Below are 24,984 nucleotides of genomic sequence, written 5' to 3'. Positions count from 1 at the left end.
TCAGCTGTGTCGAGCAAACACACTCGTCGTCCCATCCAGACCAACAAGCAAGGTTTCATAGGGCTCTCGCTCGTCTGAAAAATCCATCCCCGGTGAACCCATTGGCATGCCCGGAACTGTCAGGCCGAGGCCTTCAGGATGTTCGGACAAAAGTCGATAGATATCTTCTGCCGGGACATGACCTTCGACAAAATAGTCCCCAACAATTGCCGTGTGGCAACTGGAAAGCTCATCTGAGATTTTCATTTGTTCTTTAAGCGACCACAGCTGCTCCTGCCCCACGTCTAGCATATCGGCGCGAAATCCTGCGGAAATCAGGTGATCCACCCACGCGACACAACAGCCGCAGGTTGGCGTCTTGTACACTTTGATGAGTGGGGCTTCTTGACCGACGGAAGGAGTGGCTAACACTGCTGCTGCACCCGCTAGTAAAAATTCGCGTCGTTTCATTGGTCTCTTCTCCGCTTCCTCATGGGACTACAAAGATATTGTGCCAAGGCCAAATTTTTCAATGTTACCGGACTGAGCATCAAACGGGCAGTTTCGATACAAGATCTGAATCTCAATCCAAATAACACTGGTCGCCAAACGTTTTGTGAGTTGCATCGCGTATGGCTCAAGTTCACTCGAGCGTTCGGCAATGGACCTCGCGATCAACGTCGTGGTGAGGTCCATAGCAACCTTCTAAGCCGTGGCCATGCCAATTGCCTTGGTGGTGCCTGCCCGTGCACCCTGACAATGCAATCACTATGACCAAGAATGCCGCTCTTCGCGGGTGCTTGATCCAACAGTTCTGTTCCATGTGCAAACCAACCTAGTAGCAATCCGGCTACCTTTGCTTTGACGCAGGTCAACACCCCATTGCGGCAGCTTCCAAATAGCGGCAGTTAGTCTATCGTGAACAGCTCCTGTCTTTCAGCAACACCGCGCAATCTGTATTGCCCCAGGGAAACAAGACTTGGAATGGAGCCCACTAAGTCACCCGCCACCTTATCGGAAACCACAATGTTCTGATCAAGCGCGCTGCACATGCCTAAAATGCGCGAAGTTGTATTTACCGCTGGGCCGACCACTGTGAAATCCAAGCGAGACCTACCGCCAATATTGCCGTAAAGAACATCGCCTGCGTGCAACGAGAGAGTGAAGCCGGTCGTTGGCAAACCATCAGCTTGCCGTCGTTGGTTGAGTTCCTCAAAGGTATTTCGCAACTCCACGGCCGCGTGAATTGCGACGCGGCGAGCGTCCGGAACTTGATTGATATCGAAGATGGCAAGCATTCCATCTCCCATGAATTTCAAAACGTTACCGCCATTGCGTTCGACTACGTCAACAGCTTCCGCGAAGTAGTCGTTTAGCAATTCTATGATTGAGTCCCCCGGAAGCGCCTCTGACAATTTGGTAAATCCTTGCAGGTCAAAATACCAAATCACCGCTGAAATAGTTTCCGATGAACCTCGGGTGATGTCCCCGGAAAGAACGCGCCTACTGGCGTCTTTGCCCAGATACGCGGCGGTTATGTCTTCAGCCATCAGCCGGTTTGCCCCACATTTCAGCGTCAGACAAAGTGGAGATATCAGTTGACGCAAACCATCAAGTTGCTCGCTTGTGAAGCCCCCGCTCGCGTCGGTTGTCAACGAGATTATAGCACCTTCATAGGCCCGCATTGGATCGACTGGCGTAGTATTGTCCTGAATAAGGAAAAACCGTTTAACAGCGAAGTAGTCAGTTGCACCGCGCTCGCGAAGTTCGTCGAAGATCGGAAAGTTGAGCTCGGGTTCTTCGACTGTCAGATCTTGTCTGATCTCTTCAACGTTGTTTGCCAAAAGATAGTAAATTGGGCTTAGAACGTATTCCTCAGGCGCATCCGTTCTTCGGACAAAGTTCTCTCGCTCATGACCGCCATCCCTGTGCCAGCGAAAAGCGACAGTCCCAATCTCGGGATGATGAGCGCGAACAGTGATGTTTGCTCTTTGAAGCGGAATTCCTGCCGAAACAAGACGGTTGCAGAATGCTTCAAGCCAGAGCTCCACAGGCGCATTCTCTAAGCCCTGTTGAACCAGCCAATCTGCTATGTCCTGGATGGCGGCAGTCAGTTCCCAGTTTTGGACTAAAGGAGCTGCCATGATGTCCTCTTAATGAGCTATCTGAACAGTTGGCTCTTAGTCTAATTCACTTCAAGGACACATCAAATTCAATTCTCCCACTGCGCTTGCAGCCATAAGGTATATGCTGATCTTGTGGCGTATTGCACGCGCGACACTTGGGCAATGGTCGCAATTCATCAGGAATTGCTAGCGATGTGAGCTGTAGCGCGTACCGCAAGACTTTTGCGACTGAGCTCTGCGGGGTATCTGTGTGATCTGTCGGCGTTGAGGCAACCGAAATACTCAATCTTGCCACTCCAAACGATACAAGACGTGGTGACCGCGTAGACCTTTCAGAAGTCTGGGTTCTATTTCAGAAAATGAGAAATCGGTTTGTCCTCCGACCATGGCGCGAGTCGCATCTGAAACGAGTATCTCGCCTGCCGCACCAACCGTGGTTATGCGTGAAGCTTTGTTGACCACAGTGCCAAAAAAATCTCCACGAGATTGCACGACATCACCAGTGTGAATTCCAACCCGGACACCGAAAGACGGCTCCTCGGAAGCCGATGCAATAGCCTTCTGAATCTTGACAGCGGCCGTTAGCGCTTCCTTCGCGGAAGGAAAGACGGACAACGTTCCGTCTCCAAGGGATTTCACGAACTGGCCATGATATTTTTCAATGATCGCCGCCAAGACTTGGAAGTGGTTTTCGATCAGCACCGACCAACGCTGATCGCCCAACGCCTCCGCCAACGTTGTGCTGCCCTCCACATCAGTGAAAAGTACTGAAGCCAAACCTTCGGTTTGGATCAGCTCGGGTCCATCTTCGCGCGCAGCATCAACCAGTTTTTGGATGGCCAGCTGCTCTTTACCCACGAGTTCAATATTTGGAGTTGGCACTGAAGCGTGGCGATTGATGATCTTCCAGGCTGCTCCCTCCAGGACAAAAATCAGAACGGTGCGGTAAAAGACGGCTTCATCAAAGCCGACAAACTGAATCTTGTGGACGAAGGATGACCATCCCGTCTCTCCGTTTTCGAAGGCCTCAGCTTCAACTTCTTCGAAAACGACTGGTGCCGGGATCTCCGCGAAAAAGCCGCTAACCCCATCGCGAACTGCTTGCCCGCTCCAAAACTCACCTTCTCCTGTCCCAACGAACCGTAGTTCATCTGCTTTCGACAGAAAATCCTGCAACTCGTCAGTATTCTTCTTGGTTCTGAGTATTTCATACCAACGCCTCGAAACCGCCAGCAGCTCAGGTGAGGAACGTATCATCACAAATGACTCGAGACGCTAAATGGAATGAGGCTTACAAGGTCTTGCAACCGGGATCTCCATTTTTCGAAAGATGCAGGTCAATGCTGCCGCTGAGGTTTGGTCAGATCAAGACTTTTGTATTTCTCCAGAACGGAGCGCATAAGACGCAGATCAAAAGACGCACGTCGGTTCAGAGCGAACTATCGACGGAGTTTCTGAGTTCGAGTCCGGATCACAGGGTATCGAATCGTTTCGCTGTCGGAGAGCTACTCGACGCTGTACTGACCCGCAAAATAAGATGCATGAGTGTATCGGGCACACGCTAAGCTAGAAGGTTCTCAGAACTACGCGGTGAAACTCGAAGTGCAGCAAGCGCCGTCTTGACATGGCTATGCGAACTGGTTCAGCTTGCGGTCATGACGTACACACGCATCCACTGCCATCGAATATCGGCCTGAGGTCGATAACCCACGCGAAATCCGTGGGAGGCAGCATTGGTATGCGGGCGAGGCTTATATCCTTGTAATTGCTCCAGATTAGAGTGCACGAGTCGGTTCGATTCCGACGCCTCCTACCATCCTCAGGAGGTGTCCGACATGGCGGGCGACGTCACGAACGCAATTGATTTCAAAGACATCAAACAATCGGTCGAGGAGAGCCTCGGACGCACACCCGAAGGCTGGTCCGGCTTGCCAGATCTCGAGAGGGGTCTTCCATCTCAACAAGACCAAGTTCTGGAGAATGTGACTGATGGATGATGTCGAAAAGAGCTGGAAGGAATTCCGGGAAAAGGTCCGAGGTGTGATCGAGGACCATGGAGCGCCAGATGATCTCCGATCTTTTGACGTCTGGTACAGCGAGGAGATGCGGTTGGTGATGGCGCACAACTACCCAGCTCCGCACGTCTCTGACGTAACATGGTCGACCGAGGGTCTGCATGTCGAGTGTGATGACCTAGAAGTGGTCGACCGTATGATGACTGCTATGGCGGAGGTTTTACACGATCTCAATGAGGCGCGGGCCCGGAGGTCAGAGATGAGCAGTGTTGTCGACTGGAATGATATTCATGGAAGCGTCTTTAAGCAGCTTGGTGAGCATCGTGCCGGGTGGGCGGAGCAGCTTACGCTTGCACTTGAGAAAGTGAAGAGGTTGATCGACGAGCAGCCCGAGCTGTTTGGCGGTGAACGCCCGTCCATCGTTCAGATCAAACAGAAATGGGGAGGCTTGCGCGTCTATGAGGGCCCGGGCTGCAACCAGGCTACGAGTGAAGAGATTCAATGGCGTGTCGATCAGATTGAGCAAACTTGTGAAGGTTGTTCTAATTCTGCCCAACGCCAGAACATCCTTGGGTATGTGACGACACTTTGCAGCTGGTGCTACAACGATGCTCTGCGGCGGCGATTTGAGGGCGCCGAAGAATCCTGGCCCGACAGCCTGAAGCTGGACATTGTGGAAAACTATCCAGACCTCGTTTCTCGGGATTGCACATATCTTGTTCCTGCTGTCGGAAAGGGCTGGCTCGTCTTGATTTCGCAAGCACTCCACAAGCTTTCCTTCAGTCAGGATTTCAGGGCACTGGACCCTGGAACTATTCAGATTTCGGACATTAAGAAAGGCCAGGATGGCAAGATTTGCATCGGTTTCAGTCGATACCACGATCTCATTCAGGAGTACGCTGTCTGGATGGAATTTCGATGCGGTGTGACGTGTGAAGAGTGTGGCCACGTTGGTGACATCGTTCGGACAGCCGACGGGTCTCAAGTACTCTGTTCTCACTGTTACTGTACTCGGGAGAAGTCTGATGGGTGATGACGACGACGTTGAGCTGGATGAACAAACCTTGCGTTTGCTTAGACTTCGGGAGGCTGAAATTGCGGCCGGTCGAGCAAAACTAACCAAGCCGATTACCTCGGATGAGATCCGGTCGCGAAAGGTGCCTGATCCGAAGGGTAAGCCAGATGAGTGACAAGACTACAGAAGAGGAAATCCCAATTTTCGTAGTCTGCGAGACTTTGGTGAGCGGCAAACTTCGAGAGATTGAAGGAAAAGAGATCACTGTAAAACCAAACAAGATCTTAGTCTTGACGATCAGTGTCGAGGATGTTGAGCGATGACAGATGATTTTTCAGAAGACGAGATCGTCGGGCGCCCGTTACAGGATGTTCCTCTGGATGACTTGATCGCAGAGTTGCAAGCTCGTCGCAAAGAGGGTCCGGAGGTCTGGCTTGCATTGCGCAAAATGATTTTCGAGCAAATCGCCGATTTTGCACAGCGTCCGGCCGATGCGCCCAAATGGCGGGATGAATGGGTCAAAGAGAACACCTGGGATCTAGTGACTGACGACGATGATGTCGAGATCACTGATGGTAGCGGCAACGTGTTCGACGACCTCGGGATCGAAGACCCAAGGAAGAAGACTTAGTGATGGGGGCGGAGCATATCAGCTTGATCTTATCCGCCGTGATCATTGTCGCGTTGACGATCTACGTCAGACACATCGTCCACACTGCTGGAAAAGATCGCGAAGTCGATCCAGTGCGAGTTCAAAGGATAATGCGAGATCTAGACTACAGCCACCTGGACCGAGTGATGAACCGGCGAAGGAAGAGGTAGCGGGATGTTGAAGGTGGTTGTCTATGTTGGTGATCAAGAGGTCGCCCGAGCTGTGGCTGAGAACGCTTCAGATCTGGCTGACGTGTCTAATTACGATATCCGCATGAATGAGAGGGCATCTGAACAGCTCGGTGTTGAAGAACGAGGCCTTGGCGGCAGAATCGAAGACCACCCACGAAATCAAACTGTTTGGTCGCTTGTTCGCAAGATCGCAGACCTTTGGCTTGCAGGGACTGGTGCTGGTGAAGAAAGCGCTCAGGCAAAGCTGCTGCCGTTGATCCGTGAGTCCATTCGCGAACCAGACGAGAGGATCGAAAAGGCATCGAACCAGAATGACGATTGGAATGCTGTGATCAAACAGATTTCTGATGACGAGCCGTATTCCCTGGGCTTCTACGCTGACAAATTTGAGTCGTGGACAGCGGACGAGATTGAAGCTCTTCGATGTGATGTGGTTGAAACAGCTACAGAGGAGGAACTACTGGCCGAGATCGAACGCCGGCGAAGAGCTGGTCTACTGCCCAAGGGGACCTCGAATGATGGCTTCTCAGATCTGGTTGATGATCTCTGGGGCAAACTCGATACAGACCCAGACCGCTAGTACAGTTACCTGCCGCCATTACCCAATATTTTACATACGAAGTCTTATATGGCGACTGTCGTTGTAGTAGTGCGCGCTTCTTCTAAGCGCCTCTCCTGCTAGGAACCAAAGCGCCCCGGACAAGCATTTCGCCAACACTGCTCTGCGGAACCATGTACTACCAGTCTCTACGATGAGCATGGTTGACCGCAACCAGCCTGAAGCAGGCATTCACAATCACGCTTTTCAGTTTTGCACCAAGCCATTCACTAGGACATGCGCGACGTTCAGGAAATCATGTTGTCTGCTGTAAACGACTGAATTGGGCTCGGTGCCATCGTTGTCTGCTGTTAGCATGATTGGCCGCACGCAGCCCAAAGCCGACACTCGAAACTAGACTTTTCAACTCCCTAGTTGCGAACGAAGTGATCGTTGGCCGATTGCCGCTGTCGGCTAATTCTTAAGGCGTTCCCAAACCAAAATACCCCTTCCTTCCTTTCCCTCGAAGACGACCTCTTCCGCCGTCAATTCCAAGAGCTCGCCAATTGACGCCATGGTTCGCAATTTGTCCTGCCCAGCCCAAGATGCTTCGGTCGAAGCATGAACTCGGTGCCGAACGACTTCGCCTTCAATTGACCAATCACCGCAGTACGAGAAGTAACTGGGGTAGTCACGTGAGTTGGTTCCCTCAACACGGGTGTCGGGGTTCCATAAGTGAGCCGACATGAACCCATCGCCCGCGTAGACGATGCGGCCTTGCGGGTTGTCGCCATAGGGTTGGAGAGTGGAGCCGTCGTCAAACTCCGCGACGAAACTCTTCAATACCCATGTCCCGATGATCGAAACGTTCGCGCTCATACTGACAAGGCTAACCCAGCAAATGGCTGCCCGGCAACGGCTGGTTGAACTTAGAACTGCCGCTACCTGCGGTCAGCATCATTGGCCGCTCGCAGCCCAATTTGGACCTTCGCAACCAACCTTATCGGTTTCGGGTATACCAATGGAGCTGACTTTTGCCCGGGACTACACCTGATACCAGTTTTCGACGTCTCGGACGACTTCCTGGACTGTGAAAGCAGCCTCTACCTCTGCGACAGCACGTTGCACTTCGTTTGGGCTTGCACTGAGTTCCAAGATGTTCGCATTCAGGTCATGGGCTGACCCGGCATCTGAATAAATCGTATCGACCGCAATTCTGACGGCGTTTCGGTGTTGCAGCAGGTGCTCAAAAAATCGGACATAGATCGCCTCCTCATACGGAGAATGGGTGTCAACCTTAGAGACTAAGCCCAATTCAACAGCCTTGGCGCATGTTAGGCGCCAGGCCAGTTCCATTGTCGGTGGAGGCGCATCTCTGGCCTCATCAGGATGTTTTGGGTTCGCAAACGTTGACCTCCGGATGGCTTCGAGATCGGCACGCAAGCTTTTTGTGGGAACAGGATAGATGAATGTGGTTTCCTCGGATGCTAAGGTTGGTTCAACCTGATCCGGCTGCACCTGGATGAACTCGGAAAACCTGTTTCCGATGATAGGGACTTCACCGACAATCATGTCTGTGGGGTCGGTATTCTCTACCAGCCATCGCGCCAGGGCTCTCCGCCCCCACAATCCAGCGGCCCTTCGTACCAACGGATGAGTTCCATCTGAAACATCTGGATAACTCGCGAGTATGTCTTCGGTCTGAAACGCCGCGAGCCCCGTGTCCCAACGCATGATATGCACACGACGTCCCAAGGAGATCGCAATGGATATCTGCTGACGCAACAGGAACGACTTTCCAGATGCTGTTAGTCCGGTGAAGAAAACCATGCGACAACGACGTGCAGCGTCGGTCAAGTGTTTTCCAATCTCAGTGTCCGCGAAACTGTCGATAGAAATTGCGAATCTCCTAATTCGGTGTCGGCCACAGGTCTAAACGGCAATCGGGCTTTGCTGCCCAAAAACCGTTTCCAGAACGTGACCCTAAAAACTAACTTAGCAATACCAGGTGCAATATTGCTGACACGCGCTCCAATGCCGCCTGATCAGTCAGTTGCGAAGCAATAAAACAGGCCCGCCCCGCCAGAACGTGGCAGATGTTCCTCCCCGCAACCGCGCGAGCCGTGCGATGAGTTCCAGGACAACATGTTTCGAGCATCGTTGAGACCTACACGGTCATGGTGTCCGACAATCGCAGATCCGTCTTCACTATTCGAAGTCCAGTTGCTGCATGTCGTGTCACCACCTGCCGTCGAGAAATATCCAGCGGAATCGGAGCCGGTAAGAATGTCATGTTTGTTCGGCTGACTGCCACGCCCATTGACAGGGTTGCCGTTTTCGTCAAGCGCGGTCTGTAGATTGATATTCACACCGTCACTGTGCAGGTCTTCAACATTGTTGGCGATAAGCTCTCCATTGGCATTATACCAAGGACCCGACCCGATCCGGTCGCGTGCAGAAATGCCATTGGTGATTGTCATCGGGTCAGTGCTGCGATCAATGGACATTGAGGTGCTCAGATAGGCCGCAAAAGATTTGGAAGAACCGGCCGCGGAAGCAAGCGTATTGCAATGAGCATCGGCGCCTTCGAGCCCGCCCAGATTGGCACCGTCCCCCTTACCCACACTGGTTATGAAAAACGACATCTCATCGCCTGCCGATTGCGCCTCCGCAGCCGTTGCGAAACAGCAGATTACGAGTGCAGCAACCCCATAGGCAGTTGTTCTGTTGGTGAACTTCGACATGTTTGTCTCCCTTCGTGCTGAGTAATCACTGATGCTAGTCGTATGCTCTGATTGGGTCCACGGAATAGCGCTCACGAATTTGGGAACGTGGCAGTGAAGTGCGCGAGACATGTGCTGATGGAGTATCGGTTGGCTCAGACGAGTAGCCGACTTTCGTCACCTCTGCAGAAAACAGAAAATTGGGTGCGTCCGACGCTGTCGCTGCGAGTTTTGCGAACCCCCGGTTCGGAGGAGTACTCTTTCGCTGCGCTGGGATCGAACGCCTAAAACGCGGATACCTATGACTTATTGCACGTACGCGTCTAAGATACATCCATGGTCTCACCCTCAAAGCCAATGAGTGGCCATGTTCGAGAAAGGGTAACCGAAATGTTGTTTGCTGATGCGCTGGAGAAAGCTTCTTCGTATGCCGCTGCGTGGAGTTCCAACGATCCGGCACAGGTAGCAGCACATTTCGCTGAAGATGGGGCGGCACGGCTCAATTCCGGCAAAGCAATTCGAGGTCGGGAAGCGATTGCTTCGGATTACGCGGCACCGTTCTTCCGTGATTTTCCTGGTTCTTCTGTGTTGCTGCATGATTTTCGTTTATCAGGGAACCACGCTCTCTTTACCGGTATGCTCGTCGGCCCCGGAAGGCGTGAAGATCCCCCTGTTCGCCTGTTGGGCTGGGAGGAGTGGACCCTCGACGACAATGGCTTGATACAGTTGTCTTTGGTTTGGTTCGACCGCGACGACCATGCCAGACAGGGCGGTGGCACTTTCTCATAGTGATATCGCCACGCAAAGTGGGCATTGTAGCATCTGAGAGGCTCGGCAAAGCTGATCCTCAGCAAACGAAAACTCGTTTCCGTATTCGGTCTAACTATACTGAATGCACTCGCAGTAAATTGTGACAGAGGCAATTTTCCTGCTCAATGCGAACTAATTTAAGATTTATGTGCGCGTGTTGGTGGGCCTCAACGAATTCGTTACGAAGGTGGCCGCAAAATCTTTCGCTTCTACTGCGGTAGGCGCAAGTGTTTGGGCATACATTGTTCTTCGCAGGTGACGGGTTTTCCGACCCTTTCAAAGCGATACCCAGTGGCGTGGAAGCAAATGCGACCGCCGCGGCGGTCATTCAGTTCGATGGTCCAGGCAAATTCGGAATAATCCATTCCGTGGATCCGAACTGGTTCTCTGGACCGGGTAATCTGGTCGATTGGCAGCGGTGTAACGGTCGATTTCGGAAACGAAAAGGAAACGGACAGATCGGAAACGCCCTCGAAACACAGATTGACCTGGGAAACGGAAAAACTGAATTGCCCGTTGTCCTGCCTGATCCACTCCTCAATGTGGTCGATATCGAGTATTAGTTCGCTCACCCAGTCATTGTTGTCTGGGTCAGGCGAAATCAATTTTAGGGCATAAATGGAATTGTCGTGGAATTCATGACTGACGTCCTGAAAGAGCCTCTGTCCGTTATCCATCGCAATCACTCGAATCCGAATTGTTGCTGATACACTCGATTTCGGGGTTTCAGCCAGTTTAATATGGCACCATGCCAAAGGTAACGACAACAACGGAAGCTCTTGCAACTCAGATCATTGCTGCATTTGACGGCCTTGATCCACCTGCTGATGATGAACTTCTTCACCCCGAATGTATGGATGACGTGGATATTCTTGAATTCTACGGCGGGGTCAAATGGCATGAGATGACCGATCAAATGATCGTTTACGGTTACGCTGCCCCCACTGCCTTCAGCGCCAAGGCATTTCAGTATTATTTGCCTGCGTATCTGCTTTGGACTCTGCGAAATTCGGACAGCCCGGAATATGCCAGTGAAAGTATCCTTCTGGCGCTCGACCCTGGCACATCTAAAGAAATGCTGCACGAGTTCAGGAAGTCCAAGTTCACCCAATTGACGCCTGCACAGACGGAGGCCGTGTCGAGGTTTCTGTACCACTTCAGCGACCATCCTAATCTTGGTGAATTTGCACAAGCCGCATTGATTAACTACTGGATAGAATAAGGCATGTGGTTACCGGCTTGATGATATTTACGTATTTGATGTGGCTCTTCGCAGCGCTTTTTGTCGTAACCGGTTTGCCGTTGGCATTGGCTGAGGATGAGCAATGGCAACGGCTATGGGGGGGAACCAGCGCACTGTCACTTGGCATTTTTTGCTATATCGATGGCAGCGGATGGTTTGCTGAAAGGCCAGATAAGAGTTGATATTTCGAAGGTCCGACACTCCAACCAACCAGGTTTGTTCTTCAGCGCTATTCCTAGATGCGGACGAGGTTGCGTTTCGCCTTTCATAGAAAATCGCACGGAGCGCGCCTCTGACTGACATTGTCTGACGTCAGCGCCTGTCAGACAGATAAAGGTGTTAGAGCAACGGAGGATTTCTGGTTCACCGAAACCAATATGGAAAAAAGATGAACAAGAAATTCGGAACAGCGAAGAACGCCGCTGACAAGCTCTACGTCACTGCCCGTTGCCGATAACACGTTCGAGGAACTCGGCGATCCGTCCTTCCACTGACATGCTCACTGCATCGCCGCCCAAACTGGCTGCACCAGCAGGATAGAAATGGCCAAAGCCCGGCACCCATGCAAACTCATGCTCCACACCGACTTCTTCGTAGTGAGCGATAAGGAGGGGAACCGAAGACAACGCGCCAGCCAGATCATACTGACCCATGAACATGAGGATCGGCGGTCTGTCTGACGAAGCTGTAACCGCCTTGTTCACGTCAAACCCGGCGTCAGTTCCGGACAGGAGAAAGACACCAGAGACAGGAACTCCCATACCATGTGCAACATTCCAAGACGTCACTGCGCCTGCGGAAAACCCGCCAAGCACAATACGGTTCGGGTCGATATTGTAAGTGGCAGCGGAGTCCCGGATGTGCAGCACCGCTTGGCGCAAGTCTTCGGCAGCTGAGATTACGCCATCAACCATTGTCTTCTCTTGTTCGGGGATGCTGAAATCAAGCGGCGGCAGGTTCATAGTCCCCCGAATATGGTTGGCTTGGGGCAATAGTGGCAACAGACTGTTGGGTTCGACCCAGTCGGCTTGATAACCTTCCCCTGATGGCACAGGCCCTTCGGGTGTCAGCCGATACTCGATTGCAAAGCACGTGTAGCCCCGCGCGGCAAACCGACGGCAATAATTGCCCATTGAGGTGTCCTGAGCACCACCGGACTGAAACGTAAGCCGTGGACTGCCGCGATGGAAAGCACCGCCGAAGGTGAGAATTACAGCAGGTCGCGGCGTGACTGTAGCTTCGGTCGGATGATAGATGTCCATCCACAAATCACGCGAAACCTCCTTACCCTCTTTCGTCACGACTCCCTGTCCATAAACCACACCTGCTTCCAGCGCATAGGTCACCGGGGCAGCCTCCTGCGCTTCAAGAGGTGCAGCAATCAGTGCATGTGAGAGGAAAACAACGGCCAGAGCACCCCTGTTGAATTTGCTAAACCTACCCAATTTGGAACCTCGCTGAAGTGTTGTGACTGATTTCTTTGAAAGAGATCACGCAATTGCTATGCAGTTGACTTTGAGCGTAACCGCTCGGTTGGAGAAAACTCACCCCGTCGCTCAATGGGCGAAATTGTCGCCTGCCGTAAGATGGCAAAGTCTGTCTTTCGCACTTCCGCTTTGGGCTTTCTGCCGATCTCGGGGGCAGCTTAGCATCTGGAATCGTGTGGTGCGATGTCTCGTCGAAGAGCGGCTCAAAGTTGCCATCCAGAACTGATCACCGATGCCGCGGCGCGGCCCGTCATTCTGGTCATTCGCCGCGGGTGCAAACTGAGCCAACGCTAGATATCTGTTGGTCGGACAAAGCTAACGTTCAGTCTGTTTGACAGGCAACAAGTTGTTTTCTTAGTGCTGCCTCGTCCTGCAACCCCCAGAACTCGGCTAGCCTGCCATGTTTGACCTTGTAGATACTAATTATTTTGAATTCGACGCGATTTCCGCTGGCTGGAAACCCCAGCCATTCACCTGCGTGGGTTGCCGTCAGGGTTTTATAAGCCACAACCGTATCGCCTTCAGCAATCAGTTTCTCAACATCTGCGTGCAAGTCCGGGAAAGCCTCCAGGAAAAAAGCATATCCTTGCTTTAGTCCCTCAATCCCGCCAACGAACGCACCGGCCCCGCTTGCAGTATGATCAACGAAGTCCTCGGCAAAAACATCTGCGATTGCTTCGAGTGAGTGACCATTTTGAATTTCGTCAATGTAACGTTGAACAACAGCTTTATTGGCTTCGGCGTCCGAGTTTCCCAAACCTATCCCCTTTTGCCTTTTCTACATAATGAGGATGAGTGTAGTGGATCCAGTCAAGGTTTTCTTCATATTCAAACGACTGCTCTGGACTCATTGTTGTAGTTCTCAACAGTGACCATGATAGGCTGGTGGCAGCCCGAAACAGACATTCACAAGAATTCTTTGCAATTCCCGAGAAGCGCCACTTTCCGGGCATTTGCCGTATGTGCAGATTGAGTTGCTTTGCTGGAGGCCTTATGCCCGAAGACAAATTCAATCTTAACCATCCCTTCTAAGTTCGGTTCCGACACGGGCACTGAAAACTGTGAGATTGCGCTAACCTAGAAACTTCGAAAAACAGCGCAGATTTGATCATGGATGGATGTGCCATCCATGATCTATTTGCACCTGATCAGCGGCCGATAGCTACCTTAAGAGCCGGACAGTTCAGCGGCAGTATCAGCAAATACTCCCTCGAAATCTGTTGCTTCACGCTCTGTTTGACCACCGTGCTTCAAAAAGGCTGCGATTATCGCCTGGGTTTTGCCTTCTCTGGCCCGTTCCAGGAAGTGGCGAAGCTCTAGCTCTGCGCCCGCGGCTTCATCCCTGACGGAAACTGCAACAATCTCCTTGTACATAACGATGTCTCGCAGTTCCAAATTCCGGATCGCACCAAGAACTGTTTCAAGGAAAGTATCCATCTCTGCCTTGGGCACAAATTTGGTGATGACATTCACCGCCTCTGCTTCTTCGGACGTAAGGTCTGCACCTGTCAGCAGTGCCTGGAGTGCTTTGTTCTTCCCCATCCGCCGAGCAAATTGCACTGCACCTTGCCCGCCCGTCGGAATGTTGACGCCGATTTCCGGTTGGGCAAAGGCTGCGTTCTCTGTGCCGTAAGCGAAGTCGCAAGCCATGATGAACTCGTTGCCGCCTCCGCGAGCGATCCCGTCTACAACAGCAACAGACACTTGCTTCATGGCTTTGATGTTGTGGATCATATGGCTAAACTCAATAATCCCCGCCTGACCGCCAGGAGTGCCGTTGATCGTGTTTAGATCAAGATGAGCAACAAAGAAATGCGGGTTTGCCGACTTGAAGACTACCGCCTTTGTGTCTCGGTCATCTCTAAGCGACAAGATGAATGCGTTCATTTCATTGATGACGTCTACCGTCCAGATATTGGCTGGCGGGTTGTCGATGACCACCGACGCCACACCGCTTTGCGTTTTGATATGCAGCTTGCTCATTTGGAGGCTCCTGAGTGTTCTTCCATTGACTTGTTAAGTTGCCGGCTTCCACCTTGGCTTAACGGTTGACGGATCCGGCGCGGTTACAAATAGGGATATTTATACAGTTGTAAAGACTTTTGCTTTACGAATGGGATGTGTTGATATTCGAAAGTAGAAGGAATATCTGCATAAGCGGCTGAAAAGCCGCATCAACTGCGCGAATCTGCTAAACATGGAGTTTTTTTGTGGTGGCATCCCGAGATCGTTTAGCCGATGTAAGTGAACGCGCGCGCGCGAAGGTTGGCAAGTTTGCCAATCGCCAGGCGGAGCTCGCTGACGCCGCGCTGACAACTCTTGCTGAGTTGGGTTATGCTCGGACTTCTTTGCGCGATATTGCGGAAAACACCGAGTTCTCGCATGGTGTGCTGCGTTATTACTTCAGCGACAAGAATGACCTGATCATCCAGTGCATCCGGCAGTACAAATCAGTGTGTGTGCGCCGCTACGACATGGCCACGGAGCAAGCTGAAACACCGGAAGTCCTTGTTGACGCATTTACTGAGAAGCTCACCGAAACTCTATTGAAGGAAACCAAATTACATCGTCTTTGGTACGATCTACGTTCACAGGCACTTTTTGACGATGTTCTTCAGAACGACGTGCAGCAAATCGACCGTGAGTTGGAGAATATGATTTGGCGGATTGTTGAGCGATATGCGTTTCTGAAAAACGGTTCCCCAATCCTCTCATCCCGAGCGATTTACGCTGCTATCGACGGCCTCTTCCAAGAGGCGTTGGCGCGTGTTGTTTCCGGTGATGCAAACGGTGTTGCCGAGCTGGAGAAGGAGGTGAGTAAATTGTTACCGGTGATTGTGAGGGCTGGCGAATAAGGCACCACGACTGCAATCTGCCTTAAATGCGATGGTCCAGAGTTATCTGTAAAAACCGTTTGCCGTTCGAAGTGCAATGACGCCCAAGCTGCCTCCATCAAAACGTGCACATTTGGCGCAACGGGATGATCCGGCCAGGTAGATAAGGTTGACGAAAGACATGCTGCATTAGCGAGTGAAACCGGCTCGGCGAGGCCTGCTTTGGGCGTCAATTACTGGTCTCAGCCCAAACCGGACCTTCAAATCCAAACCTAGTGACTTCCGAAATGCGCAACCACGCCACCGTTCAACATGATTGCGTCAGCGACCGCTTTGGCTAACGTTGGCGGTGATAAAACCTAGCTTATTCCGTAGCCAATTTTCGAAAATTATGACAGCAACCCGTTCCTGATCGCCGGGCGGCTGACAACCCTAAGCGAGGGATTTTCACAGCGACCGGCTGCTTCACAATAGTGGTTCCGATTAATAGCCTCCCAAGCATCATTCTCATTACGCTTGTTTCTCTTGTTGGAGCTCCAACGCCATTTCGTCCAGAATACCGAAAGCCACCGGATAAAAATTCTCGAACAGATCGATTACCGCAGATTCCTCTGCGGGATGATGTTTGTCATTAGCGTCAGTCAATTGCCCCATCCGAAACACGACCTCGGTGCCTTCTTCTATCGGAACCAACTCATAGGTCTCCAGGTTTGTAAGGCCTTCGATGGTCGAATTATGAAGGATATCAGTCACATATTCGAACGGATGCCAGTCGACGATCAGCATTTGAAAGTGAGCTGCTTCGTGAACGCAGTGCAGACGGACGCCTGCTGACGTTCGAGACGCTTCCCCTTCCCGATAGGCGTCTTTCAACATCATCCATCGCATCTTGAGTCGGGGATCTGTGAGCATTTCCCAAGCTATTACCGGCGGTGCTTTCAGTATATGCCGGGTTGTGAACACAGCATCCTCATCGGTGACGCGGACGGGCCCGGCGGTCTCCCGGTATCTTTGCCAGGCGGCTGCAAGATCATAGACCCGCATGGGTACGTCACCAAAGTGCTCGAACTGAGCGCTATATTGCATGAGATCAGACTCGACGCCCATTGCCTGGAACGCGTCTTCAGAGAAAAGGGCGTAACTGCGGATACCAGTATCTTCCTTCACATCGGTCTTCGCCATGCGATGCACCAATATGACGTCAGCACCGGAAATATCTTTCATCGGGCCAATCGAAAGTTCTTCGAATTTCCCGTGATGCGCAAGGATCTTCAGATCGAGATCGGCAACGTTGCGACATGCATTGCAGGGGCAAGTTGTGTTCTGCACAATGTTCCTACGGCGTTCAGCAAACCCCCGATAAAGGCTTTCACATATGTTGAGGAAAGTTTCACCTGAAGGGAACGGTCCACTCGAATAAGCGAGAACGGCGTCACCTTCTAGACCCCGCAACTTCATTGGGTCCTTCAGTTCAATTACAACCGCCTCAAGCAAAGAACGGATGATTGGGTTGGCATGTTCCAACTCTGACCGGGTCAGGTATCCCGTATAACCGGTAATATCGGCGATTAGCAGGTAACCTGTCTGAACAGACATCCGCGCATTCCCATTTGCATTCCGTCCCTTCACTGTAACTGCCGACACAATACCGGACAAGCGGGTCCACCCCCGCCCAACATATCATATAGACGCTGCTGAGGCCGCAACGCCTGCTGTTCGGTATCGAACGCAGCCCAGAGAGCACCAGCGGCGCATTTCTATTGCGCACCTCCGCATGGAACAGCAGGCGTTTGACGGCGCTGACGAAGACAACGAGTATCAATTCGAAATGGACCGGCGAAAGTTTCGGAGCCCTACGAAGGGCGAGACGCGAAGTGTTGTGAGAAGTGGTAAAATTGATTCAGCTGAAGCCACCGTTTTTGGTGATAGCTGGCATTCGTCGCGCCGCGGCAGATTGGTAGTTTGGGCTCAGTGCCGCCTTTCGCTGCTTTTCGCATCAGTGACTAGTGCAGCCCGAAGCAGACATTCAAAACTAGACTTTGCAAATCCCGAGAAGCGGGACTTTGCTGCCGTTGGTCAATTGCATTCAAAAAACTGCTCTCGGCACCTAAGCGGAACTTCGACAATTCTACCGGGCCTAAGAAAACGACCTACGTTTGGGCCAGAAAATGCTTCAGTTACAGGTCTCCCTGTGCCTCCCGCCACCGATCACGCCCGATACTTGGCAAGTTCATTCCAAACCAATTCAACCGCGGCATACGTGTTCTGCGACTTGCGCGCTGCGCAAATGTTCCATGTAAGGTTCTGTTTCATCGACACGGGTTTTGCGGTCTTTGCACGGATTAGCTCTGCGAATGTGTCCGGCATCCCTCCAACGATAAATTCAGGCTTTGCCAGCAGTCCAGTCAGGAGGTTGTAGTCGTCGCATTCGATATGCGGCTGCACATTGACCTTTTCGACAGCCTCGGCACCGCCACCAAGTGCTTTTGTCAAAGCGGCTTTCCAATGTTTGTGGAGATGGGGTGATGCAAAGGGAAAATCGAATATGCCTGCCATGGTTTGCGGGCCGCGCTGGTGAATCTCATGATCTCGATGAGCAACGAACTGAATGGGTTGCTTCTCCATCACCATGATCTCTACGTCTTCTGCTTCGGGTGTGTAGGTCAGATCACCGAGGAATACGTCGAACTCTCCTGCCTGCAACAAATCGAGCGGGCGCGCGTAGGCACTCACCAGAATTCGGAAACGCAGATCAGGCATTGTTCTTCGGACGGCTCCCAAGACGGGCAGGATCAGGGTTCTCGTGGTGAGCGGCCCGCAACCGATCAGCAAAGTGCCCGGCCCGGTTTCGCGCAATCCAGAAACACGGGTCGCATAGCGGTCCAGGTCTTCACGCAACGCCTGGGCGATTGGCAAGAATTCCTGCCCCGCGCGTGTCAACGTGCTGCTGTTTCGGCTGCGATGGAACAAAACAAGTCCTGTGTGGTCCTCAGCCTGCCCGACATAGCGAGACAACGACGCGTTGGAGACACCCATCGCACGAGCGGCGTTTTGGAAACTGCCGGTTTCAGCCAATGCGAGAAAGGCGGTCAAAGCGTTTTCGTTCATCATACGGTCTAATTGTTTCAGGTTTTGTGTTTTAGTTTTCACAATATGCAATCATGGTAAAGCTCTGTTGCGACAAGAAACTCTCAATCGCTATCCCTGATGGACCCTTCGATATTCCCACCATCGATATCGTCTTCCACGTCCACAGAGGTAAAAATGTTCATTCTTCGATCCATTGCGGTTTCCGCCACGCTGGCCACAGCTTCGGTCTGTGCCCTGCCGGTTTTGGCCGAAACCGACCAACCCAATATTCTTGTCATCATGGCCGATGATGTTGGTTGGGCCAGCCTTGGCAGCTATCATCAGGGTGTGAAGAGCATCAAAACCCCCAATCTTGATCAACTGGCTGCCGACGGTATGCGTCTGACGGATTACTATGCTCAGCCAAGCTGCACTGCTGGGCGATCCGCATTTATCACCGGACAATTACCGGTTCGAACCGGAATGCACACAGTCGGCCTGCCCGGAGATCCTGAAAAGGGTCTAAATGAAAATGACCCGACGCTGGCCAATATGCTAAAGTCTCTGGGCTATACCACCGGGCAGTTCGGCAAGAACCATCTGGGCGATATGAACAAATTCCTGCCGACGGTGAAGGGGTTTGATGAATATTGGGGCTGGCTCTATCATCTAAACGCGATGGAATACACATCCGACCCGGACTGGCCAAAAGATCAGAAATTCAACGACACGTTTGGCCCTCGGAACATCATTCACGCCTATGCCACGGATACAGTCGATGAAACTGTGGACCCACGCTGGGGTCTGGTTGGCAAGCAACGCATCATCGACGATGGCCCTGCCCCGCCCGAGCGCCAAAAGACTCTGGACGACGAGGTGACAGCCCACACGCTGGACTTCATCAACCGCGCAGTCGATAGCAAAACGCCGTTCTTTGTCTGGATGGCACCGGCGCGCGCGCATGTCTGGACCCATCTGAGCCCCGAATACGAGGCCATGCTCGGCGACGGTCGCGGTTTGCAGGACGTCGTGATGAAAGAGCTTGACGACAACGTGGGCAAAGTCATGGCGCGGTTGGACGAACTGGGCGTCTCGGACAACACGATTGTTGTCTTTACGTCTGACAACGGCCCCGAAACCATGACTTGGCCCGATGGTGGAACGACCCCGTTCCATGGCGAAAAGGGCACGACATGGGAAGGCGGCTTCCGCGTCCCCGCCATCATTCGCTGGCCCGGCAAAGTCCCCGCCGGAACCGTGAGCAACGGTATTTTTGCGGGTCTTGATTGGATGCCCACCCTTGTTGCCGCTGCTGGCGGGCCTGACGATCTGGCCGGATCATTGCTGGAGGGTTACGAGGGTTATCAGGTGCATCTGGATGGGTACAATCAACTGTCATTCCTGAAAGGTGAGGACGAGAGCAACCGGGACGAGATCATCTACTACGAGGGTCCAGACTTGCAGGCTGTGCGGCACGGTGACTGGAAAGCGCATTTCACTATCCAAACCGAAGGGTGGGCGGGCCCAAAAGAGGAACTGAACGCGCCGCTGCTTTTCAACCTGCGTCGCGATCCTTACGAAAAAGCGGCGGAGGAATCCGGGATGTATACCCGCTGGATGGGCAACAAGATGTGGGCATTTGGGCCGGCGGCCAAAATCGTTCAAAACCACCTTTCTACGTTCAAGCACTATCCTCCACGGGGTTCGGACGTCACCAACCAAGGTCATGTTGAAGAACAAATCTCGACCGAAGGCGGGATGTCACAGTAGAAATCAATTCACGGGAGGCACCAATCCTTGCCTCCCGATCCTAACAAGAACTCGCGGGAAACACCTGCTGACGAAGGTCCGCTTATGCACCGATTGTCATTTGGACCCAGCGCAGCATTGGTAAGTTTGGGCTCGTCATCGACCTTCGCTGCCTCCCGTGCCTATGACTGTTCGCAACCCAAACCGGACCTTCTAAAATAGGCTTTGCAGCTCCGGTTTGCGGACCAAGCGGTAATTTTCGGCGCGTATCCTGCTTCAGTTCTCGAAGGCGCACTAGCCTTTGAGGAAAGTTATCAGCAGTTGGACGACCTCGCATGTCTTTTCCTGCTGAACCCAATGCCCTGCACCGTCCACGAGTTCGACAAGTCGCATGTCGGTACAAGCGCTCCTTTGCATTCTCTCAAGTGCACCGGGCGATTGATAGACCCCCCAGTCACTTGCTCCGCCGATGAAACAAGAGGGAACATCAATTGTTCGACCGGCGAATAGCCGTAGTTCGTTTTGATGATCCGGCAAAAAGCTGCATCGATACCAGTTGAGTCCGCCCTGAAACCCAGTTCTTCCGAACTCCTCAACATAGACCTCAAGGTCGTTTTGCGTGAGCCAGCGGCAAGCATCGATCTCGCTCCTCGTCGGTGCATGGTGACGGATAGCCTCTGGCATGCTGTCGTGCATCCCCATGATGTAGTACGACGGCATCCGGGCCAATTCGTCAGGTGTCCAACCGTTCAGCACAAAGGGTTCGTTGCTGGCCCAGTCGGCGCTTTTGACATGGAAATAGGTGCGCAAAAAGTCCGGCAATCCCGTATCTGGTTTAAGCATTTCGGCGTTTGCGTCTGGCGAGCAGTAGTAGTGTTGGTAGTGCTTCTTGGGTGGAGCAAGCGCCGCAAGACCCGCAGCCATATCGACTTCATCGGTTTCGGAAATCGGCGGCGGGCCGTCGAAAGGTGCGCTCATCAGAGCAACGGATCGGAAAACATCCGGTCTTACTAAGGCGCAATATGCGGCGACTGGCGAACCGAAGTCGTGGCCGACCACCGCACAGACGGATTTTCTTCCGATTGCATAAACAAGCGCCAATGCATCGCGAACCAAATTAAGCAGGTAGAACGGACGGAGGTCCGAGCCATATTCCGTGGTTGAATGAGATGTGCGCCCATAACCCCGTTGGTCTGGGGCGACGACATGATAGCCTTGTGCGGCCAGCCCTTGCATGACGCCTCGCCAACTGTAGGCCAGTTCGGGGAAGCCGTGCAGCAGCAAAACACATGGACGAGACGGGTCGGAATACCCGGCTTCGAGGATATGCATGGTCAAGCCATTCACGCCTTGCACCAAACGGGAGCGAATACCTTCTTGCAGATTGATCGGTTTGATCCCGTTCATGTGTTTGTCCTCTCAGCGAGTCCACTGTATCGGTCGATGAGATGCGCGATTTCTGTCAACTAAATCTGGTTGGGCAAAGTTTTCAATCCGGATCAAGTAAGCGGGCAGCGCGAGCATGGATTCCGGCAGACATTTTCATCCCCCCGACAACTCGTACAATGAGCTCAATGCTGCCGTTCTCGGCAACAAGCATGATTGGCAGGCCGCAGCCCAAACCGGACATTCGCCCTAGACTGTGCAGTTTCGTAGAGCGCAACAAACCTGCCGTTCAACGGCCTCGCGTCAATGCAAGCAAGGTAACTTGAAGCCGTCACTGTTCTGAACGGTTAATCAGCTTAGCACTGACCTTCAATATCCCGAGCCGACTATTCGTCTTTCGGACTGAACGACCTCTTCCAGCTCGATCTTGTCCTAGTTTGCAAACAGTAAGGGCACCTAGTTTTCACGCTGCTTTTTTAGGTCACTCGGTGCCTTACCTGTCCAGCCACGAAAGGCATGAGCGAAACTGGTTGCGTCGGAATACCCTAGCACGTCTGCGACTTCTGCTACGCTGGCCTTCTGCTGAGAAAGAAGCATTTCTGCATGTTCACATTTCAATTCTGCAATCAACTTGCCCAAGCTTGTGCCTTCCTTGCGAAGTTTACGTGACAGTTGCTGCTCTGAAAGACCACAGATACCTGCGGCAATTTCATTGTTCAGAGGCTGTACACCAATGTGTGGTTTGAGAGCTTCTCTAACACTGACAATTACTCGCCTCGGAGGTAGCGATGTTCCAGATCGTTCACTTGGTCCTTTGAAAAAGTCGTCGGAAGAAAATGGCTCCGTTAGCCAGATTGCTGGGAAAGCAACGCGATGACCACGTCGATCTCCAGCCAAAACCGAACATCCAAGAAATTCGGACGGAAGTGCGTTTGGGTCGCTTATAGTGACCATCACGTCATCGGGGTTCCATTTTTCGCTGATGGATCGCTTAATAATTTCTCCGAACATCGCTGCAAAGAACCCATCAATCTGAGCTGGTACGAACGGTGTGTCGTAGTATCTGCAACCAAACACAAGCTGTAGGGACGCGCATAACGCTGCATTACTATCATTGATTTTATTCAGAAAATTTGGGTGTCTTCGCCCATAATATTGCACAGCATTTGCGCATAAGTTTGCACGATTTGCCCATAAGTTTGCACGGTTCACTATTCGCGCTCAATGGTCGATTGTCTTAGCGTAGTTCGATCAACTTGAACGCACCAAAACTCAATCAAAAGTGCATTTTGACTGGAATAGTTCAACCCAAAACCGAACAACACAACTCAATTGCGAGGTTGTGGTAGATCCCTTTCAATGTAGCGCGGCTCGGTCGGCCTTCTCGCAGGCGGCCAACTAGTACTTTGGCGACATACAAGCTTTGCAGTAAACGCGGCATCGATTTCTGAGCAAGTGAACTCCATCGGATTACTCAGTGCTTGATATCCCGCTTTGACAGAGCCGCTACGAGGACAGGTGCCAAAACAAGCGCCGCCAAGACCCTAAAAATATGATGCACGCCGACGAACGCAACATCGCGACCAACGCTCACCGCTATGATTGACATCTCCGCCAAGCCTCCAGGTGAATAGGCTAAGACGAGTGCGACCGGGTCTGTCTCCAACACGTTCGCAACAGCCAATGCGCCTGAGAAGGCCACAGTAATCTGGAGAACGACAACCATGGCCGCTGCACCTAGAGCTGCGATCAGAGCTTTGATGGGAACTCCGGAAAAGCGTGCACCAACATTAATGCCTATGAAGACCTGTACCAACGCAGTCACAGAAACCGGGATCTCGAATTCTGTCCATCCCAGCAAGTGAACGGCCGCGCTGAATATCATCGGCACTACCACAATAGGTGCCGGCAGCTTCACCCTACCCCGTGCTAGCATTCCCACAACGATGCATCCGATGATCCAAACCCAATCGGTGAACGTGATCGAAGCCAGCTGTGTTTGCGCTTCGGGTGGAATGACTTCGAAGTCTGCGATCAGGTTGATTAGTACCGGAATCAGCAAAATTGCTAATGCAATGCGCAACGCATGAACGATAGCGACACGAGCCTGATCCCCACCCTTTTGCTCGGAAAGCAGCACCATTTCGGCAATGCCACCCGGCATTGCGCATAGAGAAGCTGTCAATGCATCAAATCGCGAAATACGTCGTAAAAGGTAGAAACCAAGGACGTACATTATTCCAAGGGCTAACAGTAAGAAGGCCAGTGACACCCACCAAGCACCAAAAGATGAAAGCAACTCGTGCGTAAAGGATGCTCCTAACATCACACCTACACTTGCTCTTACCAGGTCCAACATAGGGCCCGGTAGTTTGACAGGAAACTGCTTCAACGACCCGGCGATGGTCACCAACATTGACCCGATCATCCACCCCAGTGGAATGCCTGTGAGCGATACAAGCCAGCCAGCAACAGCTGCCGTGACTATGATAGCGCCATGCTGTGAGAATTTGGCGAAACTCGAAATCAGACCAATCGCTTCTTGCTGTGCAACACGCCGTCCGCATCGCCGTAAACCCAATCACCAGGATGGAATTTAACTCCACCGAAGCTCACCGGCTCCCCGATTACGCCCCATCCACGTTTCGCGCTTTTGACGGGGCTGGTTGCTAAGGCGAATACCAGAGTGTCCATTTGATTGATTTCGGCACTGTCTCGAATTGCGGCGTTCAGGATGAGACCAGCCCATCCATTTTTGATCGCAAGATCAGCCAACATATCGCCAAGAATTGCAATTCGCGTTGATGCTCCGCCGTCGACAACCAAGACGCGCCCCTCACCGGGTGTTTCCAGTTGCGCCCTAAGTTCCGTGTTATCTTCGAAGCACTTCACTGTCTGTATTTGCGCCGCAAAGAATGGTTTTATCCCGAACTGCCGAAACGGCAGGTGGACAAGTGTAAGCTCTGACGCATGGTGATCGATAAGGTCAGCGGTTTTCATGATGGATTACATCCTTCCGAAAGTATCTTTGAGTTCTGCGACTTGAGCTACATCCAGAAACCGGGTTGGCATGTCCCGCAATGCCACGAGCAGCTTGGCTGTTTCTTCCAACTCTTCAGCTGCACAGACCGCCGAGAAGAGGTCCTTTCCCGATACGACAGGTCCGT

Annotated in this window: 27 protein-coding genes and 1 tRNA gene; 11 read left to right on the top strand and 17 right to left on the bottom strand. The window is 52.3% G+C overall.

Annotated elements, in window-relative coordinates; translation table 11 throughout:
* From ACR0JW_RS23085 to ACR0JW_RS23075, 3 genes are all read right to left on the bottom strand, one after another.
* Complete coding sequence (locus ACR0JW_RS23085; RefSeq protein ID WP_170825522.1) at positions 1-450, bottom strand: DUF411 domain-containing protein; 450 nt, start codon at positions 448-450, stop codon at positions 1-3.
* A gap of 437 nt (positions 451-887) precedes the next feature.
* Positions 888-2,123, bottom strand: a complete 1,236-nt coding sequence (locus tag ACR0JW_RS23080; RefSeq protein WP_170825521.1) for an adenylate/guanylate cyclase domain-containing protein — start codon at positions 2,121-2,123, stop codon at positions 888-890.
* A gap of 264 nt (positions 2,124-2,387) precedes the next feature.
* Entirely contained in the window at positions 2,388-3,362 is a 975-nt protein-coding gene (locus ACR0JW_RS23075) for an adenylate/guanylate cyclase domain-containing protein (RefSeq protein ID WP_480714548.1), read from the bottom strand.
* Positions 3,363-3,827: 465 nt separating this feature from the next.
* On the opposite strand from ACR0JW_RS23075, the gene ACR0JW_RS23070 reads away from it, so the two are divergent.
* The 7 genes from ACR0JW_RS23070 to ACR0JW_RS23040 all read left to right on the top strand — a co-directional run bounded on the left by ACR0JW_RS23070 (position 3,828) and on the right by ACR0JW_RS23040 (position 6,558).
* Positions 3,828-3,921: transfer RNA gene (locus tag ACR0JW_RS23070), tRNA-OTHER, on the top strand.
* A gap of 19 nt (positions 3,922-3,940) precedes the next feature.
* Positions 3,941-4,102 (top strand): hypothetical protein, encoded by a 162-nt coding sequence (locus ACR0JW_RS23065; RefSeq protein WP_170517544.1) that lies wholly within the window; start codon positions 3,941-3,943, stop codon positions 4,100-4,102.
* Positions 4,095-5,153, top strand: a complete 1,059-nt coding sequence (locus ACR0JW_RS23060; RefSeq protein ID WP_480714547.1) for a hypothetical protein — start codon at positions 4,095-4,097, stop codon at positions 5,151-5,153. The genes ACR0JW_RS23065 and ACR0JW_RS23060 overlap by 8 nt, the downstream gene beginning before the upstream one ends.
* The gene (locus ACR0JW_RS23055; RefSeq protein ID WP_170334772.1) at positions 5,146-5,310 is read left to right on the top strand and encodes a hypothetical protein; all 165 of its coding nucleotides are present in this window, start codon (positions 5,146-5,148) and stop codon (positions 5,308-5,310) included. Before ACR0JW_RS23060 ends, ACR0JW_RS23055 begins: the two co-directional genes overlap by 8 nt.
* On the top strand, positions 5,303-5,458 hold the full coding sequence (locus tag ACR0JW_RS23050) for a hypothetical protein (protein ID WP_480714546.1): 156 nt from the start codon (positions 5,303-5,305) through the stop codon (positions 5,456-5,458). Before ACR0JW_RS23055 ends, ACR0JW_RS23050 begins: the two co-directional genes overlap by 8 nt.
* The gene (locus ACR0JW_RS23045; protein WP_480714545.1) at positions 5,455-5,766 is read left to right on the top strand and encodes a hypothetical protein; all 312 of its coding nucleotides are present in this window, start codon (positions 5,455-5,457) and stop codon (positions 5,764-5,766) included. The genes ACR0JW_RS23050 and ACR0JW_RS23045 overlap by 4 nt, the downstream gene beginning before the upstream one ends.
* Positions 5,767-5,961: 195 nt before the next feature.
* Positions 5,962-6,558 (top strand): hypothetical protein, encoded by a 597-nt coding sequence (locus tag ACR0JW_RS23040; RefSeq protein ID WP_170567613.1) that lies wholly within the window; start codon positions 5,962-5,964, stop codon positions 6,556-6,558.
* A gap of 432 nt (positions 6,559-6,990) precedes the next feature.
* On the opposite strand, the gene ACR0JW_RS23035 is transcribed toward ACR0JW_RS23040, so the two are convergent.
* The 3 genes from ACR0JW_RS23035 to ACR0JW_RS23025 all read right to left on the bottom strand — a co-directional run bounded on the left by ACR0JW_RS23035 (position 6,991) and on the right by ACR0JW_RS23025 (position 9,260).
* Entirely contained in the window at positions 6,991-7,395 is a 405-nt protein-coding gene (locus ACR0JW_RS23035) for a lipocalin-like domain-containing protein (protein ID WP_480714544.1), read from the bottom strand.
* A gap of 165 nt (positions 7,396-7,560) precedes the next feature.
* Positions 7,561-8,346, bottom strand: a complete 786-nt coding sequence (locus ACR0JW_RS23030) for a DEAD/DEAH box helicase family protein (protein WP_480714543.1) — start codon at positions 8,344-8,346, stop codon at positions 7,561-7,563.
* 215 nt (positions 8,347-8,561) lie between these two features.
* Entirely contained in the window at positions 8,562-9,260 is a 699-nt protein-coding gene (locus tag ACR0JW_RS23025) for a hypothetical protein (protein WP_480714542.1), read from the bottom strand.
* Between the two features lie 369 nt (positions 9,261-9,629).
* Here ACR0JW_RS23025 and ACR0JW_RS23020 point away from each other — a divergent pair, with 369 nt between their 5' ends.
* On the top strand, positions 9,630-10,028 hold the full coding sequence (locus ACR0JW_RS23020; RefSeq protein WP_480714541.1) for a nuclear transport factor 2 family protein: 399 nt from the start codon (positions 9,630-9,632) through the stop codon (positions 10,026-10,028).
* Between the two features lie 230 nt (positions 10,029-10,258).
* Here ACR0JW_RS23020 and ACR0JW_RS23015 read toward each other — a convergent pair whose 3' ends face one another.
* Positions 10,259-10,621, bottom strand: coding sequence for a hypothetical protein (locus ACR0JW_RS23015; protein ID WP_480714540.1), 363 nt, complete (start codon positions 10,619-10,621; stop codon positions 10,259-10,261).
* 176 nt (positions 10,622-10,797) lie between these two features.
* Between ACR0JW_RS23015 and ACR0JW_RS23010 the strand changes: the two genes are divergently transcribed.
* Positions 10,798-11,271, top strand: a complete 474-nt coding sequence (locus ACR0JW_RS23010) for a DUF6714 family protein (protein WP_480714539.1) — start codon at positions 10,798-10,800, stop codon at positions 11,269-11,271.
* 458 nt (positions 11,272-11,729) lie between these two features.
* Here the strand turns inward: ACR0JW_RS23010 and ACR0JW_RS23005 are convergent, their stop codons facing one another.
* The 3 genes from ACR0JW_RS23005 to ACR0JW_RS22995 form a co-directional block, all read right to left on the bottom strand.
* The gene (locus ACR0JW_RS23005) at positions 11,730-12,638 is read right to left on the bottom strand and encodes an alpha/beta hydrolase (protein WP_480714538.1); all 909 of its coding nucleotides are present in this window, start codon (positions 12,636-12,638) and stop codon (positions 11,730-11,732) included.
* A gap of 463 nt (positions 12,639-13,101) precedes the next feature.
* Positions 13,102-13,536 (bottom strand): ester cyclase, encoded by a 435-nt coding sequence (locus ACR0JW_RS23000; RefSeq protein ID WP_480714537.1) that lies wholly within the window; start codon positions 13,534-13,536, stop codon positions 13,102-13,104.
* A 410-nt stretch (positions 13,537-13,946) separates the two neighbouring features.
* A complete protein-coding gene (locus tag ACR0JW_RS22995) occupies positions 13,947-14,762 on the bottom strand; it encodes an enoyl-CoA hydratase/isomerase family protein (protein ID WP_480714536.1) in 816 nt (271 codons plus the stop codon).
* A 230-nt stretch (positions 14,763-14,992) separates the two neighbouring features.
* Here ACR0JW_RS22995 and ACR0JW_RS22990 point away from each other — a divergent pair, with 230 nt between their 5' ends.
* Complete coding sequence (locus ACR0JW_RS22990) at positions 14,993-15,634, top strand: TetR/AcrR family transcriptional regulator (RefSeq protein ID WP_480714535.1); 642 nt, start codon at positions 14,993-14,995, stop codon at positions 15,632-15,634.
* Positions 15,635-16,123: 489 nt separating this feature from the next.
* Here the strand turns inward: ACR0JW_RS22990 and ACR0JW_RS22985 are convergent, their stop codons facing one another.
* The 3 genes from ACR0JW_RS22985 to ACR0JW_RS22975 all read right to left on the bottom strand — a co-directional run bounded on the left by ACR0JW_RS22985 (position 16,124) and on the right by ACR0JW_RS22975 (position 18,981).
* Positions 16,124-17,209, bottom strand: a complete 1,086-nt coding sequence (locus ACR0JW_RS22985) for a DUF2652 domain-containing protein (RefSeq protein ID WP_480714534.1) — start codon at positions 17,207-17,209, stop codon at positions 16,124-16,126.
* Positions 17,210-17,821: 612 nt separating this feature from the next.
* Complete coding sequence (locus ACR0JW_RS22980) at positions 17,822-18,724, bottom strand: LysR family transcriptional regulator (protein ID WP_480714533.1); 903 nt, start codon at positions 18,722-18,724, stop codon at positions 17,822-17,824.
* Between the two features lie 80 nt (positions 18,725-18,804).
* On the bottom strand, positions 18,805-18,981 hold the full coding sequence (locus tag ACR0JW_RS22975; RefSeq protein WP_480714532.1) for a hypothetical protein: 177 nt from the start codon (positions 18,979-18,981) through the stop codon (positions 18,805-18,807).
* A 1-nt stretch (position 18,982) separates the two neighbouring features.
* Here ACR0JW_RS22975 and ACR0JW_RS22970 point away from each other — a divergent pair, with 1 nt between their 5' ends.
* A complete protein-coding gene (locus tag ACR0JW_RS22970) occupies positions 18,983-20,452 on the top strand; it encodes an arylsulfatase (protein ID WP_480714531.1) in 1,470 nt (489 codons plus the stop codon).
* A gap of 273 nt (positions 20,453-20,725) precedes the next feature.
* Here the strand turns inward: ACR0JW_RS22970 and ACR0JW_RS22965 are convergent, their stop codons facing one another.
* The 4 genes from ACR0JW_RS22965 to rraA all read right to left on the bottom strand — a co-directional run bounded on the left by ACR0JW_RS22965 (position 20,726) and on the right by rraA (position 24,817).
* On the bottom strand, positions 20,726-21,838 hold the full coding sequence (locus tag ACR0JW_RS22965; RefSeq protein WP_480714530.1) for an alpha/beta fold hydrolase: 1,113 nt from the start codon (positions 21,836-21,838) through the stop codon (positions 20,726-20,728).
* Positions 21,839-22,273: 435 nt separating this feature from the next.
* The gene (locus ACR0JW_RS22960) at positions 22,274-23,029 is read right to left on the bottom strand and encodes a helix-turn-helix domain-containing protein (RefSeq protein WP_480714529.1); all 756 of its coding nucleotides are present in this window, start codon (positions 23,027-23,029) and stop codon (positions 22,274-22,276) included.
* Between the two features lie 262 nt (positions 23,030-23,291).
* Positions 23,292-24,398 carry an AbrB family transcriptional regulator gene (locus ACR0JW_RS22955; protein ID WP_480714528.1) on the bottom strand — a complete coding sequence of 369 codons (1,107 nt, stop codon included), beginning with the start codon at positions 24,396-24,398 and terminating at the stop codon, positions 23,292-23,294.
* On the bottom strand, positions 24,344-24,817 hold the full coding sequence (gene rraA / locus ACR0JW_RS22950; RefSeq protein WP_480714527.1) for a ribonuclease E activity regulator RraA: 474 nt from the start codon (positions 24,815-24,817) through the stop codon (positions 24,344-24,346). The genes ACR0JW_RS22955 and rraA overlap by 55 nt, the downstream gene beginning before the upstream one ends.
* Between the last annotated feature and the right edge of the window lie 167 nt (positions 24,818-24,984).

The sequence above is a fragment of the Ruegeria sp. BG6 genome (assembly GCF_056538465.1).
Note: the sequence above shows the minus strand (reverse complement) of the source record. Positions and strands in the feature narration are given on the sequence as shown.

Bases quoted from the DNA above. Each gene is read 5' to 3' on its own strand.
- ACR0JW_RS23085 (WP_170825522.1), bottom strand. From the start codon at position 450: ATGAAACGACGCGAATTTTTACTAGCGGGTGCAGCAGCAGTGTTAGCC.
- ACR0JW_RS23080 (WP_170825521.1), bottom strand. From the start codon at position 2,123: ATGGCAGCTCCTTTAGTCCAAAACTGGGAACTGACTGCCGCCATCCAG.
- ACR0JW_RS23075 (WP_480714548.1), bottom strand. From the start codon at position 3,362: ATGATACGTTCCTCACCTGAGCTGCTGGCGGTTTCGAGGCGTTGGTAT.
- ACR0JW_RS23065 (WP_170517544.1), top strand. From the start codon at position 3,941: ATGGCGGGCGACGTCACGAACGCAATTGATTTCAAAGACATCAAACAA.
- ACR0JW_RS23060 (WP_480714547.1), top strand. From the start codon at position 4,095: ATGGATGATGTCGAAAAGAGCTGGAAGGAATTCCGGGAAAAGGTCCGA.
- ACR0JW_RS23055 (WP_170334772.1), top strand. From the start codon at position 5,146: ATGGGTGATGACGACGACGTTGAGCTGGATGAACAAACCTTGCGTTTG.
- ACR0JW_RS23050 (WP_480714546.1), top strand. From the start codon at position 5,303: ATGAGTGACAAGACTACAGAAGAGGAAATCCCAATTTTCGTAGTCTGC.
- ACR0JW_RS23045 (WP_480714545.1), top strand. From the start codon at position 5,455: ATGACAGATGATTTTTCAGAAGACGAGATCGTCGGGCGCCCGTTACAG.
- ACR0JW_RS23040 (WP_170567613.1), top strand. From the start codon at position 5,962: ATGTTGAAGGTGGTTGTCTATGTTGGTGATCAAGAGGTCGCCCGAGCT.
- ACR0JW_RS23035 (WP_480714544.1), bottom strand. From the start codon at position 7,395: ATGAGCGCGAACGTTTCGATCATCGGGACATGGGTATTGAAGAGTTTC.
- ACR0JW_RS23030 (WP_480714543.1), bottom strand. From the start codon at position 8,346: ATGGTTTTCTTCACCGGACTAACAGCATCTGGAAAGTCGTTCCTGTTG.
- ACR0JW_RS23025 (WP_480714542.1), bottom strand. From the start codon at position 9,260: ATGTCGAAGTTCACCAACAGAACAACTGCCTATGGGGTTGCTGCACTC.
- ACR0JW_RS23020 (WP_480714541.1), top strand. From the start codon at position 9,630: ATGTTGTTTGCTGATGCGCTGGAGAAAGCTTCTTCGTATGCCGCTGCG.
- ACR0JW_RS23010 (WP_480714539.1), top strand. From the start codon at position 10,798: ATGCCAAAGGTAACGACAACAACGGAAGCTCTTGCAACTCAGATCATT.
- ACR0JW_RS22995 (WP_480714536.1), bottom strand. From the start codon at position 14,762: ATGAGCAAGCTGCATATCAAAACGCAAAGCGGTGTGGCGTCGGTGGTC.
- ACR0JW_RS22985 (WP_480714534.1), bottom strand. From the start codon at position 17,209: ATGTCTGTTCAGACAGGTTACCTGCTAATCGCCGATATTACCGGTTAT.
- ACR0JW_RS22980 (WP_480714533.1), bottom strand. From the start codon at position 18,724: ATGATGAACGAAAACGCTTTGACCGCCTTTCTCGCATTGGCTGAAACC.
- ACR0JW_RS22975 (WP_480714532.1), bottom strand. From the start codon at position 18,981: ATGACAAGAATATTGGGTTGGTCGGTTTCGGCCAAAACCGGCAGGGCA.
- ACR0JW_RS22970 (WP_480714531.1), top strand. From the start codon at position 18,983: ATGGCCGATGATGTTGGTTGGGCCAGCCTTGGCAGCTATCATCAGGGT.
- ACR0JW_RS22965 (WP_480714530.1), bottom strand. From the start codon at position 21,838: ATGAACGGGATCAAACCGATCAATCTGCAAGAAGGTATTCGCTCCCGT.
- rraA (WP_480714527.1), bottom strand. From the start codon at position 24,817: ATGAAAACCGCTGACCTTATCGATCACCATGCGTCAGAGCTTACACTT.